The 16,616-nt window shown below is 70.3% G+C and carries 10 protein-coding genes; 3 read left to right on the forward strand and 7 right to left on the reverse strand.

What is annotated here, in order from left to right; genetic code table 11:
* From O145_RS19460 to O145_RS15215, 3 genes are all read left to right on the forward strand, one after another.
* The coding region (locus O145_RS19460; protein WP_043564534.1) for a hypothetical protein at positions 1-216 on the forward strand (216 nt) is incomplete at its 5' end.
* A complete protein-coding gene (locus O145_RS15210; protein WP_043564536.1) occupies positions 213-1,229 on the forward strand; it encodes a hypothetical protein in 1,017 nt (338 codons plus the stop codon). The genes O145_RS19460 and O145_RS15210, both read left to right, overlap by 4 nt.
* 91 nt (positions 1,230-1,320) lie before the next feature.
* Complete coding sequence (locus O145_RS15215) at positions 1,321-2,292, forward strand: tetratricopeptide repeat protein (protein ID WP_043564538.1); 972 nt, start codon at positions 1,321-1,323, stop codon at positions 2,290-2,292.
* Positions 2,293-2,644: 352 nt separating this feature from the next.
* Here O145_RS15215 and O145_RS15220 read toward each other — a convergent pair whose 3' ends face one another.
* The 7 genes from O145_RS15220 to O145_RS15250 form a co-directional block, all read right to left on the reverse strand.
* On the reverse strand, positions 2,645-5,005 hold the full coding sequence (locus O145_RS15220) for a glycogen/starch/alpha-glucan phosphorylase (protein ID WP_043564540.1): 2,361 nt from the start codon (positions 5,003-5,005) through the stop codon (positions 2,645-2,647).
* A gap of 443 nt (positions 5,006-5,448) precedes the next feature.
* A complete protein-coding gene (gene glgB, locus O145_RS15225) occupies positions 5,449-7,668 on the reverse strand; it encodes a 1,4-alpha-glucan branching protein GlgB (protein WP_229118629.1) in 2,220 nt (739 codons plus the stop codon).
* 103 nt (positions 7,669-7,771) lie between these two features.
* Positions 7,772-9,307 (reverse strand): 1,4-alpha-glucan-branching protein, encoded by a 1,536-nt coding sequence (locus O145_RS15230; RefSeq protein ID WP_043564543.1) that lies wholly within the window; start codon positions 9,305-9,307, stop codon positions 7,772-7,774.
* The gene (gene treS / locus O145_RS15235; RefSeq protein WP_229118630.1) at positions 9,304-11,061 is read right to left on the reverse strand and encodes a maltose alpha-D-glucosyltransferase; all 1,758 of its coding nucleotides are present in this window, start codon (positions 11,059-11,061) and stop codon (positions 9,304-9,306) included. The genes O145_RS15230 and treS overlap by 4 nt, the downstream gene beginning before the upstream one ends.
* A 203-nt stretch (positions 11,062-11,264) precedes the next feature.
* The gene (locus O145_RS15240; RefSeq protein WP_043564546.1) at positions 11,265-13,355 is read right to left on the reverse strand and encodes an alpha-1,4-glucan--maltose-1-phosphate maltosyltransferase; all 2,091 of its coding nucleotides are present in this window, start codon (positions 13,353-13,355) and stop codon (positions 11,265-11,267) included.
* Positions 13,356-13,495: 140 nt separating this feature from the next.
* Entirely contained in the window at positions 13,496-14,608 is a 1,113-nt protein-coding gene (gene trpS, locus O145_RS15245) for a tryptophan--tRNA ligase (protein WP_043564548.1), read from the reverse strand.
* A gap of 139 nt (positions 14,609-14,747) precedes the next feature.
* The gene (locus tag O145_RS15250) at positions 14,748-16,499 is read right to left on the reverse strand and encodes an alpha/beta hydrolase (protein WP_052375281.1); all 1,752 of its coding nucleotides are present in this window, start codon (positions 16,497-16,499) and stop codon (positions 14,748-14,750) included.
* Positions 16,500-16,616: the final 117 nt, after the last annotated feature.

Raw genomic sequence — 16,616 nt, forward strand, 5'->3', positions numbered from 1 at the left:
CAGCCCGAGGGACAGCAGGGCTTTACCGGCCCGGGCTACCCGGACTACGGCACTCAGCCCGAGGGACAGCAGGGCTTTGCCAGCCCGAGCCACCCCGACACCAATGGACAGTCCGATCCCTTCTTCCCGGCCCAGGGCTGGCCAGCGGAGCACAGACGGCTTGATGCCGCGCCTGAGACGCCCACCGGCTCCGAGTCCGACGAGGAGAAAGCATGATGACCAGCCGCCGAGCCTTCCTGACGTCCGCTGCTGCGACCGTCGTCGGCGCCACGCTCACGGCGTGCTCACAGGAACTCCCGCCGGCGCCCGCGGTGGGGACTCCCACAGCGCATTCGGTCCTGGACAGCACGCGCTTCACCACTGTCCTCGAACGCATCCAGACCGGCCTGGACGCCGCAGACGCCGCAAAAGACGCCAAGCTCTTGTCCGGTTACCTCACCGGGCCGGCCCAGCGTGTGCGCACCGAGGAGTACACCCTGGCCTCGGCGGCAAAGGACGACAGCAAGATCGAGCACTTCACGACCCAGAGCCAGGCCGGTACCGCAGGACTGACCACGGGCTTCCCCCGCATTGCCCTGGCGGTCACCGACGCCGAGGAGGACAAGGTCCCTTACCTGCTGGCGATGACCCAGAACGGGGCTCGCGACAACTTCGAGCTGTGGGCCTGGGTGCAGCCGTTCGTTCCCGTCAGCATCCCCGAGACAACGGCCGTCTCGGCGGGAAGCGAACAGGTGGATGGCGACACCGACGGGCTGCTCTCCACGCCCCAGCAGGTCCTGGACGCCTACATTGACGCGCTGAACAACCCCGATGGGGACAACGGGAAGACCTTCGCCGATGATCCTCTGCGCCAGCAACTGGCGTCGCTGCGCAGCAAGGACGTGTCCGTGGCCGGCGAGATCACGGTAGCTGCTCGCGGCGGCTCTGACGGCTTTCGTGGCGTGCGCACCAAGGAGAACGGTGCGATCGTGTTCACGACGATCACCTACGACGTCGTGTACAAGCGCACGGTTGCCAAATCCACGCTCAAGATGCCGGCGGACGTCGCCTCCCTGCTGGGGACGGGCACCGAGATCGCAGGAGAGGTGACGACAACGAACGACGTCATGATGGCCTTCTCGATCCCGCCTGCCGAACCCACCGAGGCGTCCGGCAACCAGCCGGTGCTTCTGGGGCAGAGCCGCGTGCTGGCGTCGGCCTCCAAGGACGACTCCAAGTCACCCGGCTGAGCCAATAGACTCAGGACCCCGCCTGTCTCGCCACCACCCCACTGTTCCTTCCACCCATTAGCGGGCTGGCTCAGCCCGGGAAAGGCTCACCATGAGCATGTTCGGCGCCGTGGACCTGTCCACTCTTGCATCCCAACAGGGTGCTCCCGCCACAGGGAGCCCGTCGGGCGCCGGGAGACCCGCAGGGCGCCCTGCACCCGGCTCCGCGGGCTCGTCCTCGGTCTCGGCCACAGACTCTACGGTCTCGGCGCCGCTGGTGGTGGACGTCGACGCCGCCTCGTTGCGCAGTACCGCCGAGATCTCCATGCAGGTGCCAGTGGTGGTTGTCCTCCACACCTCACGCTCCCAGGCCTCCACGGCCCTTGCCGACCAGCTCGGGACACTGGCCCGGGAGTACGCCGGCCGCTTCCAGCTGGCGCGTGTGGACGTCGACGCCGCTCCGGAGGTCGCCCAGGCGCTCCAGGCCACAGCCGTGCCCACCGTCGTCGCCCTGGTCGCCGGACAGCCGGTGCCGCTGTTCCAGGGGGCGATCCCCGCCGGCCAGCTGCGGGAGCTGCTCGATCAGCTGCTCGAGCTGGCGGCTCGCAACGGCGTCGCCGGGCGTCTTGCGCCGCAGCCGGCGGATGAGGCCGAGCCGGCTGAGCCTGAGGAGACCGAGGTGGAGCGTCAGGCGCGCGAGGCCATGGAGCGGGGCGACTACGCGGCCGCCGAGAAGGTCTACGACCACGCCATTGCGCAGAACCCGGCGGATGGAGAGCTCAAGATCGCACGGGCCCAGATCCGCATGCTCGGGCGCATGGACGGCAAGGATCCGTACTCCCTGCTGACCGCCGCGGACGCTCCCGGGGCGAGCCTGGAGGATCAGCTCGCCGGGGCCGACGCCGCGGTGGCGCTGGGGGACGTGAATGTCGCGTTGGGGCGCGGCCTCGAGGCGGTGCGCTCGCACTCCGGCGAGGAGCGGGAGACCGCGCGGCTGCGGCTGCTCGAGCTTTTCGACGTTATTGGCTTCTCGGCTCCCGAGGTGGCCCGTGCTCGTCGCCAGCTGGCCAGCATTCTGTACTAACCGGGTCGACTGGCCCGTCCGCTCCCTCGCGCACCGGTCCTTGGGTTTTCCGTAGATTGAATTAATGCGGACTCGACCAGCGGCTGGGTCTTCCGGGGCCTTGCAGGTTGTTTCACGCGCTGCAGGTGGATACGCATCGTGCGTGCCGCGCCCCTGGGCCAAAGGCCATTCTGGCGATTTCGCATTGCCTGTGATAGGGGCGCGCGAATACAGATCTCGACGCGGAACTCGACCGATCTCGGCGAAGGAGGCATGGTGCGTCGTCGTCGGGTGCCGCGCCCCCTGGATGGCGCGCGGCGCCCCCCACCTTGTCGGTGGGGGGCGCCGCGCCGGAGTACCAGGCGACTCGGCCTCAGGCGATCGGCTCAGGCTGGATGTTCCACATCTTGGCGTAGTCGCTGATCGTGCGGTCCGACGAGAAGCGGCCGGAGCCGGTGATGTTGACCCACACCTTGCGCTGCCAGGCGCGCTGGTCCGCGTAGTCGGCCGCCATGCGGTCCTTCGTCTCGCGGTAGGCGGGGAAGTCGCCCAGCACGTAGTAGACGTCGGCCGGCTCGTAGGAGGGCTCCAGGAGGCTGCGGCGCAGGTCTGCGAACCAGCCGGAGCCGTTGTCGTCCAGGGTGCCGTCGATGAGGGCGTCCAGGACCCGCTTGAGGCCGGGGACGGTCTCGTAGGCGGCGCGCGGATCATAGGTCGCGCGCAGGGCGGGGAGCTCGTCCTCCGTGGCGCCGAAGATGTAGGCGTTGTCCTCGCCGACCGCGTCCAAGATCTCGACGTTCGCGCCGTCGAGGGTGCCCAGCGTGAGCGCCCCGTTCATCATGAACTTCATGTTGGACGTGCCCGAGGCCTCCTTGCCCGCCATCGAGATCTGCTCGGAGACGTCGGCTGCGGGAATGATGTGCTCGGCGGGGGAGACATTGTAGTTGTGGATGAACACGACCTTGATCGTCTTGGAGACGACCGGGTCGTTGTTGACCAGGTCGGCGACCGTGTTGATCAGCTTGATGATCGCCTTGGCCCGCACGTACCCGGGGGCGGCCTTGGCTCCGAAGACGAAGACCCGCTCCGGCACCCTCAGGCCGGGGTTATCCTTCATGCGGAAGTACAGGTCCAGAATGTAGAGCGCGTTGAGCAGCTGGCGCTTGTACTCGTGGAGGCGCTTGATCTGGACGTCGAAGATCGCGTCCGGATTGATCTCGATGCCCTCGCGTGCGGCGATCCAGGCGGCGAAGTCGACCTTGTTGGCGTGCTTGATCTCGGTCAGCCGGTCGAGAACGGCGTCGTCGACTCGCGTGTGGCTCTCCAGGAGCGAGAGGTCCTTCACCCACGCGTCGGAGCCGGTGACCTCATCCAGCAGGGCGGACAGGCGCGGGTTGCACTCGCGCAGCCACCTGCGCGGGGTGACCCCGTTGGTCTTGTTGTTGAAGCGCTCGGGCCAGATCGCGTACCAGTCCTTGAGGGTGTCGCGCTTGAGGATATCGGTGTGCAGGGCGGCGACGCCGTTGATTGCGTAGGAGGCGTAACAGGCGATCCAGGCCATGCGGACCTTGGAGCCCGAGATCGGCGCCATGTAGTCGATCCTGGCCCCGTCGACGCCGCGGGCCGCGAGGTCCTCGCGGAAACGGCGGTCGATCTCCCGGACGATCTCCATAATGCGCGGGAAGAGTTGTTCGAAGATCGAGGTCTCCCAGGTCTCCAGCGCCTCGGCGAGCACCGTGTGGTTGGTGTACGCGAAGGTCCTGGACACGACGGCCCAGGCGTCGTCCCAGCCCAGATGGTGCTCGTCCATGAGCAGTCGCATCAGCTCGGGGATGGCCAGGACCGGGTGGGTGTCGTTGAGCTGGACGGAGTTGAACTCGGAGAAGCCGGTGAGGTCGTCCCCGTGGTGGGCCACATAGTTGTCGACGATCTCCTGCAGGGAGGCCGAGCAGAAGAAGTACTGCTGGCGCACGCGCAGGACCTTGCCCTCGTAGGTGGTGTCGTTGGGGTACAGGACGCGGGAGATGTCCGCGGTGCGTTCGCGCTCGACGATGGCGTCGGTGAAGCGCTGGGAGTTGAAGGCGTCGTAGTCGAACTCCTCGGTGCTCTCCGCCCGCCACAGGCGCAGCGTGTTGACGTTCTTCGTGCCGTAGCCGACGATCGGCATGTCGTAGGGGACAGCGCGCACGACCAGGTCGTTGTAGCGCACGATCCGCTGCGCCTCCTCGCGGCGGATGACGAAGGGGTAGCCCTCCTCCATCCACGGGTCGGGGTGCTCGGTCTGGAAGCCGTCGGAGAAGAGCTGCTTGAACAGGCCGTAGCGGTAGAGAATGCCGTATCCGGCGACCGGGAGGTCGAGAGTGGCGCAGGAGTCGAGGAAGCAGGCCGCGAGGCGCCCGAGGCCCCCGTTGCCCAGGGCGGCGTCGGGCTCCTGCTCGAGGATGTCGGACAGGTTCTGGCCGAAGGCGCCCACGGCCTTCTCCGCCTCCTTGACCAGGCCGAGGTTGGTCAGGTTGTTCAGGAGCGCGCGCCCCATGAGGAACTCGGCGGAGAAGTAGTGCTCCATCCGGCCGGTCCGGTACGTCTGCTCGGTCGCGTGCCAGTTGTCCGCGATGGTGTCGACGACGGCGGCGGACAGGCCCTGCCACACCTCCATCTGAGTCGAGGCCTTGGCGGGGTGACCCGAGACGGACCGAACGTGGGAAGGCACGGTCTGGATCAGGTTCTGCGTCATCATTCTTCCCTTATCAGATTGCATGGAGCTGCTGTTGCAACGGGATTGCAACGGCCGCACGAGGTGTACAACGAGGGATCGGGCTGATCGGCGTGGGAGCACCGACGACCGGGCTCCTCCGCGGACGCCTTGAGCCTAGCGGTCCGGGTGTGGGCTCGCTCGTTGAGGCGGTGTCATTCCCGACACGGGAGGCGTCGCGATTCGGTCATGGAGCGCGGATGGGGCGATCGACCCCGGCGCCGGCAAAGGCTCGCTGATCTCGGCGCTTGGTGCGGAAGCGAACCGATCTCGAGCCGGAACTGGACCGATCTCGGTGCGGAATACGACCGATCACGGCAAAAGAATGGGCCGACGGCGGCCGGTAATCCGGTCGCCGTCGGCCCGCCCGGGCTGCCGCGGCTCTACGCCGTCCTCGTGCAGCCCGCGTCAGCCCCGCGCCCTCGTCAGTTCTGCGACGGGCGCAGGAACAGTGCGCCGAGCGGGGGCACGCGCAGCCGCACCGAGGCGGGGCGGCCGTTCCACGGCAGCTCCTCGGCCTCGACGTGCCCCGAGTTGCTCACGCCGGAGCCGCCGTACTCGGGGTCGTCGGTGTTGATGATCTCGTCCCAGCCGCCGGCGAAGGGCAGTCCGACCCGGTAGCCCTCGTGGGGGGTGCCGGCGAAGTTGACGACGCAGACCACCAGGTCGGCGTGACCGTCGGGCCCCGTGCCCTTACGCAGGTAGGACAGGACGTTGTGGTCGCCGTCGCCCGCCTCGATCCACTCAAAGCCCCGGTGGGAGAAGTCGTCCGCCCACAGCGCGGGGGAGTCGGTGTAGAAGCGGTTGAGATCGCTCACCAGGTGGAGCAGGCCCTGGTGGCCGGGGTCGTCCAGGATCCACCAGTCCAGCGAGTTGTCCGCGTTCCACTCCGTGCCCTGGCCGAACTCCTGGCCCATGAACAGCAGCTGCTTGCCGGGGTGCGACCACTGGTAGGCGAACAGGGCGCGCAGGCCCGCCAGCTCCTGCCAGTGGTCGCCGGGCATCTTGGACAGCAGGGAGCCCTTGCCGTAGACGACCTCGTCATGGCTCATCGGCAGGATGAACTGCTCGGAGAAGGCGTAGACCAGGGAGAAGGTCAGCTCGCCGTGGTGGTAGCGCCGGTTGATGGGCTCCTCAGCCAGGTAGCGCAGGGTGTCGTTCATCCACCCCATGTTCCACTTCAGCCCGAAGCCGAGCCCGCCGTACTCGGTGGGGGCGGTGACGCCGGGCCAGGCGGTGGACTCCTCGGCGATCATGACCGTGCCGGGGTTCTTCCGGTACGCCGTCGCCGTCGCCTCCTGGAGGAAGCTGATCGCCTCGAGGTGCTCCCGGCCCCCGAACTGGTTGGGGTGCCACTGGCCTTCCTTGCGCGAGTAGTCCAGGTACAGCATGGAGGCGACGGCGTCCACGCGCAGCCCGTCGGCGTGGAATTCCTCCATCCAGTACAGGGCGTTGGCCACCAGGAAGTTGCGCACCTCGTTGCGGCCGAAGTTGAACACGTAGGTGCCCCAGTCGGGCTGCTCGCCGCGCTGGGGGTCGGGGTCCTCGTACAGGGCCGTGCCGTCGAAGCGGGCCAGGGCCCACTCGTCCTTGGGGAAGTGGGCCGGCACCCAGTCCAGGATGACGCCGATGCCCGCCTGGTGGAGCTGGTCGACCAGGTAGCGGAAGTCGTCGGGGGTCCCGAAGCGCGAGGTGGGCGCGTAGTAGCCGGTGACCTGGTAGCCCCAGGAGCCCGCGAAGGGGTGCTCGGCCACGGGGAGGAACTCCACGTGGGTGAAACCGGCCTCCTTGACGTAGGGCACGAGCTCGTCGGCCAGGCCCCGGTAGCCCAGCCCCTGACGCCAGGAGCCGACGTGCACCTCGTAGATGCTCATGGGACCCGCGTGGGGGTCAGTGGCGGCGCGCTTGGTCATCCACTCCTCGTCGCCCCACTCGTGGAAGCGGTCGGTCACCACGCTCGCCGTGGCCGGGGGCACCTCGGTGGCGCGGGCCAGCGGGTCGGCCTTCTGGTGCCAGGAGCCGTCGTTGAAGCACAGCTCGAACTTGTAGCGGGCGCCCACGCCCACACCGGGGATGAACAGCTCCCACACGCCGGATGACCCCAGGGAGCGCATGGCCGAGGCGGTGCCGTCCCAGTAGTTGAAGTCGCCGACGACGCGCACGGCGCGGGCGTTGGGGGCCCACACGGCGAAGGCGACGCCCTCGACCTCGCCCATGGGGCCGGAGTAGTGCTTCAGGTGGGCACCGAGAACCTCCCACAGGCCCTCGTGGCGACCCTCCGAGATGAGGTAGGTGTCCATCTCGCCCAGGGTCGGCAGGAAGCGGTACGGGTCGTCGACCGTGGTGGTCTCCTCGCCGTAGGTCACCTTGACTCGGTAGTCGGGGACGCAGTCGCCGGGCACCACGGCCACCCACACCCCGTCCTGCTCGTGCTCGGCGGGGAAGGTGCCCTCGGTGGTGACCACGGCGACGGCGTCGGCCAGGTGGCGTACTGTGCGGATGGTGACGCCGTCCTCGCCGACATGCGCGCCCAGGACCTCGTGCGGATTGTAGTAACGCGCGTAGGCGACATCCGCGAGGACCCAGGGGTCGACGTGAACGGGTGTGCGGGCGGGGACGGGCTCGGGTGCGGCGACATCGGTCATGGTCACACTCTTCCATGTGATGGGCGGGTGAGGGGAGTCTTTGTGCTGAGATTTATTGGGACGTGCTGGGAGTGGCGGGCGATGGGGTCCTTTCTCCCTCCACTCACGCCGTTGCGGGAGTGTCGAGGATGCGCTGCAGGCCCCGTAGGGGGATCTCGATCCAGTCGGGGCGGTTACGGGCCTCGTAGACCGCCTCGTAGAGGGCCTTGTCCAGCTCGAGCGCGGCCAGCAGGGTGGTCGCGACGCGCCGACCGGTTCCATCGCGCTCGGGGGATGACTCCTCGTAGGCGCTGAGATAGGCCGCGCGCACGGCGTCGAGCCAGCCGCGGTCGGCGACCCCGCCGACCGCGGCCGCGTAGTCGAAGGACCTCAGCATTCCGGCGACGTCGCGCAACGGCTGATCCGCACGGCTGCGCTCGGCCAGGGGGCGCAGCGGCTCCCCCTCGAAGTCCAGGACGAACCAGCGGCCCTCGCCGGCCTCGGGGCCCGCGACCTCGTGAAGGACCTGCCCGAGGTGGTAGTCGCCGTGGATGCGGGTGGGTGGATCGAGCCGGTCGAGTCCGGCCACCCGGGCCGGGACCTCATCGACCGCCTCATGAAGGCCGGGCAGGCGCTCGGCCAGTGCCGGGACCTCCTGGAGCGCCCAGGCGGCGCGTCGGCGCAGGGCTCGTGCCAGCTCGGCCGGCGGCTGCGGCGCGCCCGCGCCCAGGGCCGCGGCGAGGTGCCGGTGCATCTGGGCGGTGGTCGTCCCCAGATCCGCCGCCAGGGCCAGTGCCCTGGCGCGCACCGGGCCGTGCGGCCCGTCGTCATCGGCGGCCAGGGAGCAGAACAGCTCGAAGCCGTCGTCGGCGCGGGGGATGAAGGTGCAGGCCACCGCCGAGTCGGTCGAGTTGCGGGCGCCGGTGGCCGGATCGTGCCACTCGAAGGCGGACCAGGCCACCGGCGCGGGCACCCGGTCCCAGCCGTCTCCGGCCAGCGCCACCGAGACCTCCACGTCGGGGTTGCGCCCCGGTGCCAGCACCCGCAGGAGCTTGACGATGAGTCCGCCCGTCGCGGCGTCCTCCGGGCCGCCCGCGTCCCGGTCGGATGCCGGGGCGGGCAGCACGACGCTGGTGTTCGACTGCTCGCCGGTGATCACCCGTAGTCGTTCGGCGCGCTGGGCGATGGCGCGCGCGCCGGTGCCGTCCAGGATGGTTCCCGCCTCCAGGACGGCCTGCGCCCAGGCCCGCCAGAAGGCGGGGTGGTGGGGGCCGTCGATGAGGGAGGTCTCGGCGCCGTCGGGCCCCGTGACGGTCAGCCCCTCGCCGCCGGGGGCCTCCCCGTCGACCCGGTAGCGGGCCAGCGCTTCGCCGGTCTCGAGCACCAGCGGCACGTGGACGAGCACGGACGGGGCCCCGGCGCGGGGAACGGCCACCAGCAGATCGCGCACACCCGGGGCCAGCTCTCGGTCGCCGATCAGGGTCAGGTCGCGGGGCTCGGGCGAGGAGCCCCCCTTGAGCGGGTACCAGCGCCGCCGCGCCATCCACGGGGCCAGCGCCGCCAGGAGCGACGCGTCGGCGGGCCAGACCGGGGCCGGGCCGGCTCCGCGCCGGACTGGTTGGGTGAGTTCAGGGGGATCAGTCGATTCGGTGGGTGTCATCGTCCATTGCCTCCTTGCGTTTCGGGATCGACAGTCAACCAATAGTAGCCGCGGGCGCCCAGCGTGAGTGTCAGGCGGCCGTCCGGCCCGACCGCCGGGAACGCCGCCCCGCCCAGGACGTCGGCGGTGGTGCGGCCCGTCAGGTCGGGCAGCGAGATGCTCACGCAGCGGGGCGAGTCGGCCAGGTTCGCCACGCACAGCAGCGTCTCCCCGGGCTCCCCGCTGGGGCCCTCCGCCTCGTGACGCGTGTGGGCCAGCACGGCGTCGTCGGAGACGTCCCGCAGGAGGAACTTCCCGCGGCCCAGCACGGGGTGGGCGCGGCGCACGTGGAGCATGCGGCGGGTCCAGTGCAGCAGCGAGTCGGGCCGTCGCAGCTCGGTGGACACCGTCATGTGCCGGTACCCCGGCACCTGGATGATTGGCAGGGTGAGCGCGCCGGGGTCGGGGACCGAGGAGAAGCCCATGTTGGGCGACTCGTCCCACTGCATGGGCGTGCGCACCGCGTCGCGGTCGTCCAGCCAGATGTTCTCGCCCATCCCGATCTCGTCGCCGTAGTACAGGCACGGCGAGCCCGGCAGCGACAGCAGCAGCGCCATGGCGAGCTCGGTCTCGGCTCGCGAGGCGTCCAGCAGGGGGGCCAGGCGCCGGCGGATGCCGATATTGGCGCGCATGCGGTCCTCGGGGGCGTACCACTGGTACATCATGGTGCGCTCGTCGTCGGTGACCATCTCCAGGGTCAGCTCGTCGTGGTTGCGCAGGAAGGTGCCCCACTGGCCGTGGGGCGGGATGTCCGGGGTGGCCGCCAGGACGTCGCGCACCGCCCGCGAGGAGCCCTCGCGCAGGGCGTAGTAGATCCGCGGCATGACCGGGAAGTGGAAGCACATGGTGCACTCGGGGACCTCGGTGGTGCCGAAGTACTCCACGACATCGACCGGCCACTGGTTGGCCTCGGCCAGGGTGATCGTGCCGGGGAACTCCTGGTCGAGCATCTTGCGGATCCCGGCGACGACGGCGTGCGTGTCCGGCAGGTTCTCGCAGTTCGTCCCCTCGCGCTCGGTCAGGTAGGGGACGGCGTCCAGGCGGAAGCCGTCCACCCCGGTGCGCGCCCAGAAGCGGATGATGTCGTGCACGGCCTCGATGACGGAGGCGTTGTCGTAGTTGAGGTCGGGCTGGTGGGAGAAGAACCGGTGCCAGAAGAACTGGCCTCGCTCGACGTCGTAGGACCAGTTCGACTCCTCGGTGTCGATGAAGATGATCCGGGTGCCGGCGTAGCCGGAGTCGTCGTCGGCCCACACGTAGAAGTCGCCGAAGGGGCCCCCAGGGTCGCTGCGCGAGGCCTGGAACCAGGGGTGGGCGTCCGAGGTGTGGTTGAGGACCATGTCGATGACGATGCGGATGCCGCGCTCGTGGGCCTGGTGCACCAGGTCGCGGAAGTCCTCCATGGTGCCGTAACGCGGGTCGATATCCGTGTAGTCGGAGATGTCGTAGCCGCCGTCGCGCATGGGCGAGGGGTAGAAGGGCGGGATCCAGATCGCGTCTATGCCCAGCCACGCCAGGTAGTCCAGGCGGGAGGTCAGCCCCTGGAAGTCGCCGATGCCATCGCCGTCGGAGTCCGCGAAGGAGCGCAGCAGCGCCTCGTAGAAGACGGCGGTGCGGAACCACTGCGGGTCCGGCGACAGCCCGGTCCGGGGCTGGGGAGGCAGGTCCGGCACGCCGGGGATGAATGCCGGTGGCGCATAGGGATTCCCCGTCATGGCGGGTACGCTCGATATACCGGCGACGGGCGTTGCCAGTGGCGCGGGATGGGCGCCGAGACCGGGAGCGATGCCTGATGCCGGGGTGACGGGAACGGACACGGTGACCTTTCGAGAGTGACCTTTCGGGGACGGGCGGGAAGCGGGGGCGGGCCTGTGGCGCGGCCGGGAAGGCGCCTCGTCCCGGCCGCGCGATGGGCCCTTCAGAGGGGTTTGACGTGCAGGACGTGCGCGACTCGACCGGCGAAGGGGTCGAAGCGCACGTAGTTGGTGCCGCTCCACTCGAAGCTGTCACCGGTGAGCTCGTCGGTCACCCGCAGGCAGGGGAGCGAGCCGTCGGTGTCCGCGGGCAGGCCCAGCTGCGGCAGGTTGAGGTAGACCTCGCCCTCGCGGATGTTGTGCGGATCCAGGTTGACCACGGTCAGCACGATGTCGTCCCTGCCCGTGGGGGAGTGCGCGGCGTCGACCCGCTTGGAGTAGGCGATGAGGGTGTCGTCGCTCGTGCCGTGGAACCAGATGTCGCGCAGCTGGCGCAGGGCGGGGTGCGCGGCGCGAGCTGCGTTCAGACGCGTGAGCAGGGTCTCGATGCCGTTGGCGCGCGCGGCGGCGAAGTCGCGCGGCTTGTACTCGTACTTCTCGTTGTTGAGCTGCTCCTCGAAGCCGGGGCGCGGGGTCGACTCGGCCAGCTCGTAGCCGGAGTAGATGCCCCAGGTCGGGGACATGGTGGCCGCCAGGACCGCGCGCAGCTTGAAGGCCGCCACCTTCCCGTTGGTCATGAAGGGGGTGAGGATGTCGTGGGTGGTCGGCCAGAACGCGGGGCGCAGCACGTGGGCGGTCTCCTGGGAGAGCTCGACCAGGTAGTCGGTGAGCTCCTGCTTGGTGTTGCGCCATGCGAAGTAGGTGTAGGACTGGTGGAAGCCGATCTTGCCCAGGGTGCGCATCATGGCCGGGCGGGTGAAGGCCTCGGCCAGGAAGAGCACCTCCGGGTTGGTGGAGCGGACCTCGCGGATGAGGCGCTGCCAGAAGGTCAGCGGCTTGGTGTGCGGGTTGTCGACGCGGAAGATCGTCACGCCGTGGCTGATCCAGGTGCGCACGACCTCCAGGATCGCGGCGTAGATGCCCTCCGGGTCGTTGTCGAAGTTCAGGGGATAGATGTCCTGGTACTTCTTGGGCGGGTTCTCCGCATAGGCGATCGAGCCGTCGGCCAGGACCGTGAACCACTCGGGGTGCTCCTTGACCCACGGGTGGTCAGGGGAGCACTGAAGGGCCAGGTCCAGGGCGACCTCCATGCCGAGCTCGCCGGCCCGGGCGACCAGGGCGTCGAAGTCGTCGAAGGTGCCCAGGTCGGGGTGGATGGCGTCGTGGCCGCCTTGCGGCGAGCCGATGCCGTAGGGGGAGCCGGGGTCGTCAGGGGCGGCGGTCAGGGCGTTGTTGCGGCCCTTGCGGTTGGTGGTGCCGATGGGGGAGACCGGGGTGAGGTAGAGGACGTCGAATCCCATGGAGGCGATGCGGTCGAGCCGCTCGGCGGCGGTGCGCAGGGTGCCGGTGTGCCAGTGGCCCTCGGAGTCGGAGCAGCTGCCCAACGAGCGCGGGAAGATCTCGTACCAGGAGCCGGCCAGGGCGCGGGAGCGGTCCACCTGGAGGGGGTAGGTGGCCGAGGGGGAGACGCAGTCGCGCAGCGGGAGCCGGTCCAGAGCGGTGACGACGGCGTCCGCCAGGCCGGCCTGCAGGCGCTCGTCCACGGAGTTGGCGGGGTTGCGCATCACCCACACGGCGGCATTGAGGGCCTCCACGCCCTCCTCGTCCCGGCCCGGCACCGCGGCCGCCCGGTCCAGGACGCGGGCGCCCTCCTCCAGCATGAGCTCGACGTCGATGCCGGCGGGGACCTTGATGCTGGCGGCGTGGGCCCACGTCGCGTAGGGGTCGGACCAGCCCTCGACCCGCAGGCCCCAGTCGCCGGGGGCGTCGGCGGCCAGGCGGGCCTCGTAGCGGTCCAGGCCGGGCATGATCTCCACCATGCGGGCGCTGGGGCCGTCGGTGCCGTCGGGGCGCACGAGCACGGCGGTGGCGCCGAAGCGGTCGTGGCCCTCGCGGAAGACGGTGGCGCGGATCGGGATCACCTCGCCGGGCACGGCCTTGGCCGGCCAGCGCCCGTCCTCGACGACGGGGAAGACCTCGGTCACTGGAATACGGCCGATCGGCGCATACGGCGCCGGTTGCGGCGCGGCTGCGGCGGTGGCGGGGGCGGGGGCAGGGGGCTGGGGCGCGGCGTTGCGCGTGGTGTTCGCGGTCACAGACCAAGCCTACGGGCTCCCGCCCGTTGCGTCACTTCGGCCCGCACGCTCCCCCCGCCGAGATCGGTCGAGTTCCGCACCGAGATCGGTTCACTTCCGGCTCGAAATCGGTTCACCCCGGCGCCGGGAGCGATGCGGCCTCAGTAGTCCATGCGCATGGCGGTGCGCACGGCCTCCAGTGTCCGGTCGGCCACCTCGTTGGCGCGGGCGTTGCCGGCGTGGAGGACGTCGAGCAGGTGTGCCTCGTCGTCGGCGAGCTCGGCGCGCCGCGCGCGGATCGGGGCGAGTAGCTCGTTGACGGCCTCGGTGGTGAGCCTCTTGAGCGCGCCCGCCCCGCCGTCGCCGATGCGCTCGGCGATCTCCTCCGGGGCGCCGGCCCCGCACAGGGAGGCCATCATGAGCAGGTTGGACACCTCCGGGCGGGAGGCGGGGTCGTAGGTGATGCGCCGCTCGGAGTCCGTCTTGGCCTTCCTCAGGGCCCGGGCGGTCTCGTCGGCGCTCATGCGCAGCTCGATGGTGTTGCGGCGCGACTTGCTCATCTTCTCCCCGTCCAGGCCCAGCAGCACCGGCGCCTCCCCCAGCAGCGCCTCGGGGCGGCGGAAGACCGGGTGCTCCTTGACCGCCCGCCCGTAGCGCCTGTCGAAGCGCTGGGCGATCAGGCGCGCCTGCTCCAGGTGGGGGAGCTGGTCCTTGCCCACCGGCACCAGGTTCGCCTGACAGAAGAGGATGTCGGCCGCCTGGTGGACCGGGTAGGTCAGCAGCAGCCCGCTCATGGCCCGTCCGTCGGTGGCCTCCTGCTCGGCCTTGACGGTCGGGTTGCGGTGGAGCTCGGCCTCGGTGACCAGCGACAGGAAGGGCAGCATGAGTTGGTTGGCCGCAGGCACGGCCGAGTGCGCGAAGATCGTCGAGCGCCGGGGGTCCACGCCGACCGCCAGGGTGTCCGCCACGAGGGACAGGACGCGCTCGCGGATGGGGCCCACCCCGTCGCGGTCGGTGATGACCTGGTAGTCGGCCACGAGGATCCAGGTGTCGACGCCGCGGTCCTGGATCCTCCGCCAGGAGTCCATCGTCCCGAAGTAGTGGCCCAGGTGCATGTTGCCTGTGGGCCGTACGCCGGTGAGCATGCGGTAGCGGCCCGGGTTGACATCCAGGTCCGCCTTGATCTCGGCGGATCGGGCCAGCGAGCGGGCGAGGGAGGCGTCGTCGGCGGCGTTGGCCAGGGCCTCCTCGGCCGCGTTGGGGGTCTGCGTCATGGCCTCATCCTAGGCCGGTCCCGGAGGCTCGGATGACGCGTCCGACGCCGACGACGCGCCCGACGCCGACGGCGCCGTCGCCCCGGGTCCGAACGGCCCGGCCCGGTCCTCCCCGTCCTTCGCCGTCCCCGGCGGGGCGTCAGTCGTCCGTGGGCTGGGCGGCCAGGGCGCGCTCGACCTCCTGGCGCGCCTGCGTCACGCGCTCGGCGGTGAAGGCCTCCTCATGGGCCACCAGGGCCAGCCCGTTCAGGATCTCGGTGCCGTAGTGGTGTCCGTGGCCGTGGGGGACGTTCATGGCCCGCGGCAGGTCGGCGCTGACCTGGAAGAAGGTGATGTACGGCATCCAGCGCATGGCGGGGGAGCGGTCGGTGCTGGCCCGCTCCCGCAGCCAGTCGGGCTCGGGGGCGCGAATGAGCCGGGGCGACCACCACACCACCGGGTCGCTGGGGTGCTGGATGTAGAGGACGCGGCGGTCGCCCCAGGAGGCGTCCCCGACGAAGGTCTCCATCTCGTCGCGGTCCTGGGCGAAGCGGACCGTCAGCCCCGCCGAGTAGGTGGGATCCACCTCCCGGGTCCCCGGGTCCCGGCGGGCCACGAGATCGCTCCACAGCCGCGAGGAGTTGGGCGGCCCCACCCACAGGACGCCGTCGACGCTGCTCAGGACGTCGGACAGGTCGGAGAAGGCGGCCTCGCCCGCCACGACCCCGAGGGACTCCCCGTACAGCAGCAGTTTCGGACGGTCGTCCTGCGGCAGGGTCCGCCACCAGGCGACGACGGCCCTCACCAGCTCCCTGCCCGAGGAGCGCGCCTTGTCGGTGTCGGCGATGAACTGGACGCTCGAGGGCAGGTAGGAGTACTGGGCCGCGGCAATAGCCGTGTCGCCGTCGTAGAGGACCTCCAGGGACAGGGCCGCGATCGGGTCCGCCCAGCCGGTCCCGGTGGTGGGAGCGATCATGACGGCGGAGCGGGAGGCCGCCCCGGTGCGCTCCAGCTCATCGACCACCAGGGCGGCGCGCTCGGCGTCGGTGTCGGCGCTCTTGAGCCCGGCGTAGACGCGGATCGGCTCGACGGCGGGGCGCGAGGTGACCTCCTCCAGGCCCTGGGCGCTCAGGCCGCGCCCCACGAAGCGCTTGCCGTAGGCGCCCAGGGTCTCCCACGGCACCAGCGAGCCCGGCGACCCCGAGCGCTCGGCGGCCGTGGGCCGTTCGACGTTGGGGGGATCGGCGTCGTTGCGCACGGAGAAGGCCGCCTCCGCACCGCCGATGATCAGGCCCGGGATGGCCTGGTGGACCAGGGCGAAGACCAGCATGACCACGACGATCCAGGACGACACCGAGCGCACCGGCAGCGGCAGGCGCTGGGGGAGGCGGTCGCGCAGCCAGGTCTCCAGGTGCAGCAGGCAGCGGCCGATCGCGACCAGCAGCATCCACAGCCCGAAGCCGATGGGGAAGACCAGGAGGTACTGCGCCGGCGTGTAGGCCCGGGAGTCCGTCAGGGCGGCGACCTCCTGCTGCCAGCCGACCGCGCGCAGCAGGATCCCGTTGAGCGTCAAGATCACCGCCAGGCTCAGGGCGACTTCCACGCGCCGCCTCCACCTCGGCCACCACCTGGGCAGGCTCCGACCGCCGGCCTCCCACAGGACCCGGACCACCTTGCGGATCCAGGTGCGCCAGTTCCAGGAGACCCAGACCCCCAGCAGGTAGCCGGTTCCCGCGCACAGCCCGCAGGCCGCCCCCTGGAAGAGCAGGTCGCGGGGGAGCAGCGAGGGGGTCAGGGCCAGGACGAAGAACACGGCGCCCAGGACGAGCCCGGCCGGGTCGGGGCGAAGGCGGTCCCAGAGGCGCGCGACGAGCAGCGGTCTGGACGGTGTCGGCGGTGTCGGAAGCTTCACGGATCGAGGTCCTCAGGGGTCGGCGGCTGAGGGCGAGGGGCCGGTGCCAAAGATATACGCGCCGTTCCGGGTCCTCCCTGATGCGTCTCAGGGTGGTGCCTGTGAAACACTCCCGCC

The organism is Actinomyces israelii DSM 43320 (assembly GCF_000711965.1).
In the GTDB taxonomy this organism is placed as follows: Bacteria; Actinomycetota; Actinomycetes; order Actinomycetales; family Actinomycetaceae; genus Actinomyces; species Actinomyces israelii.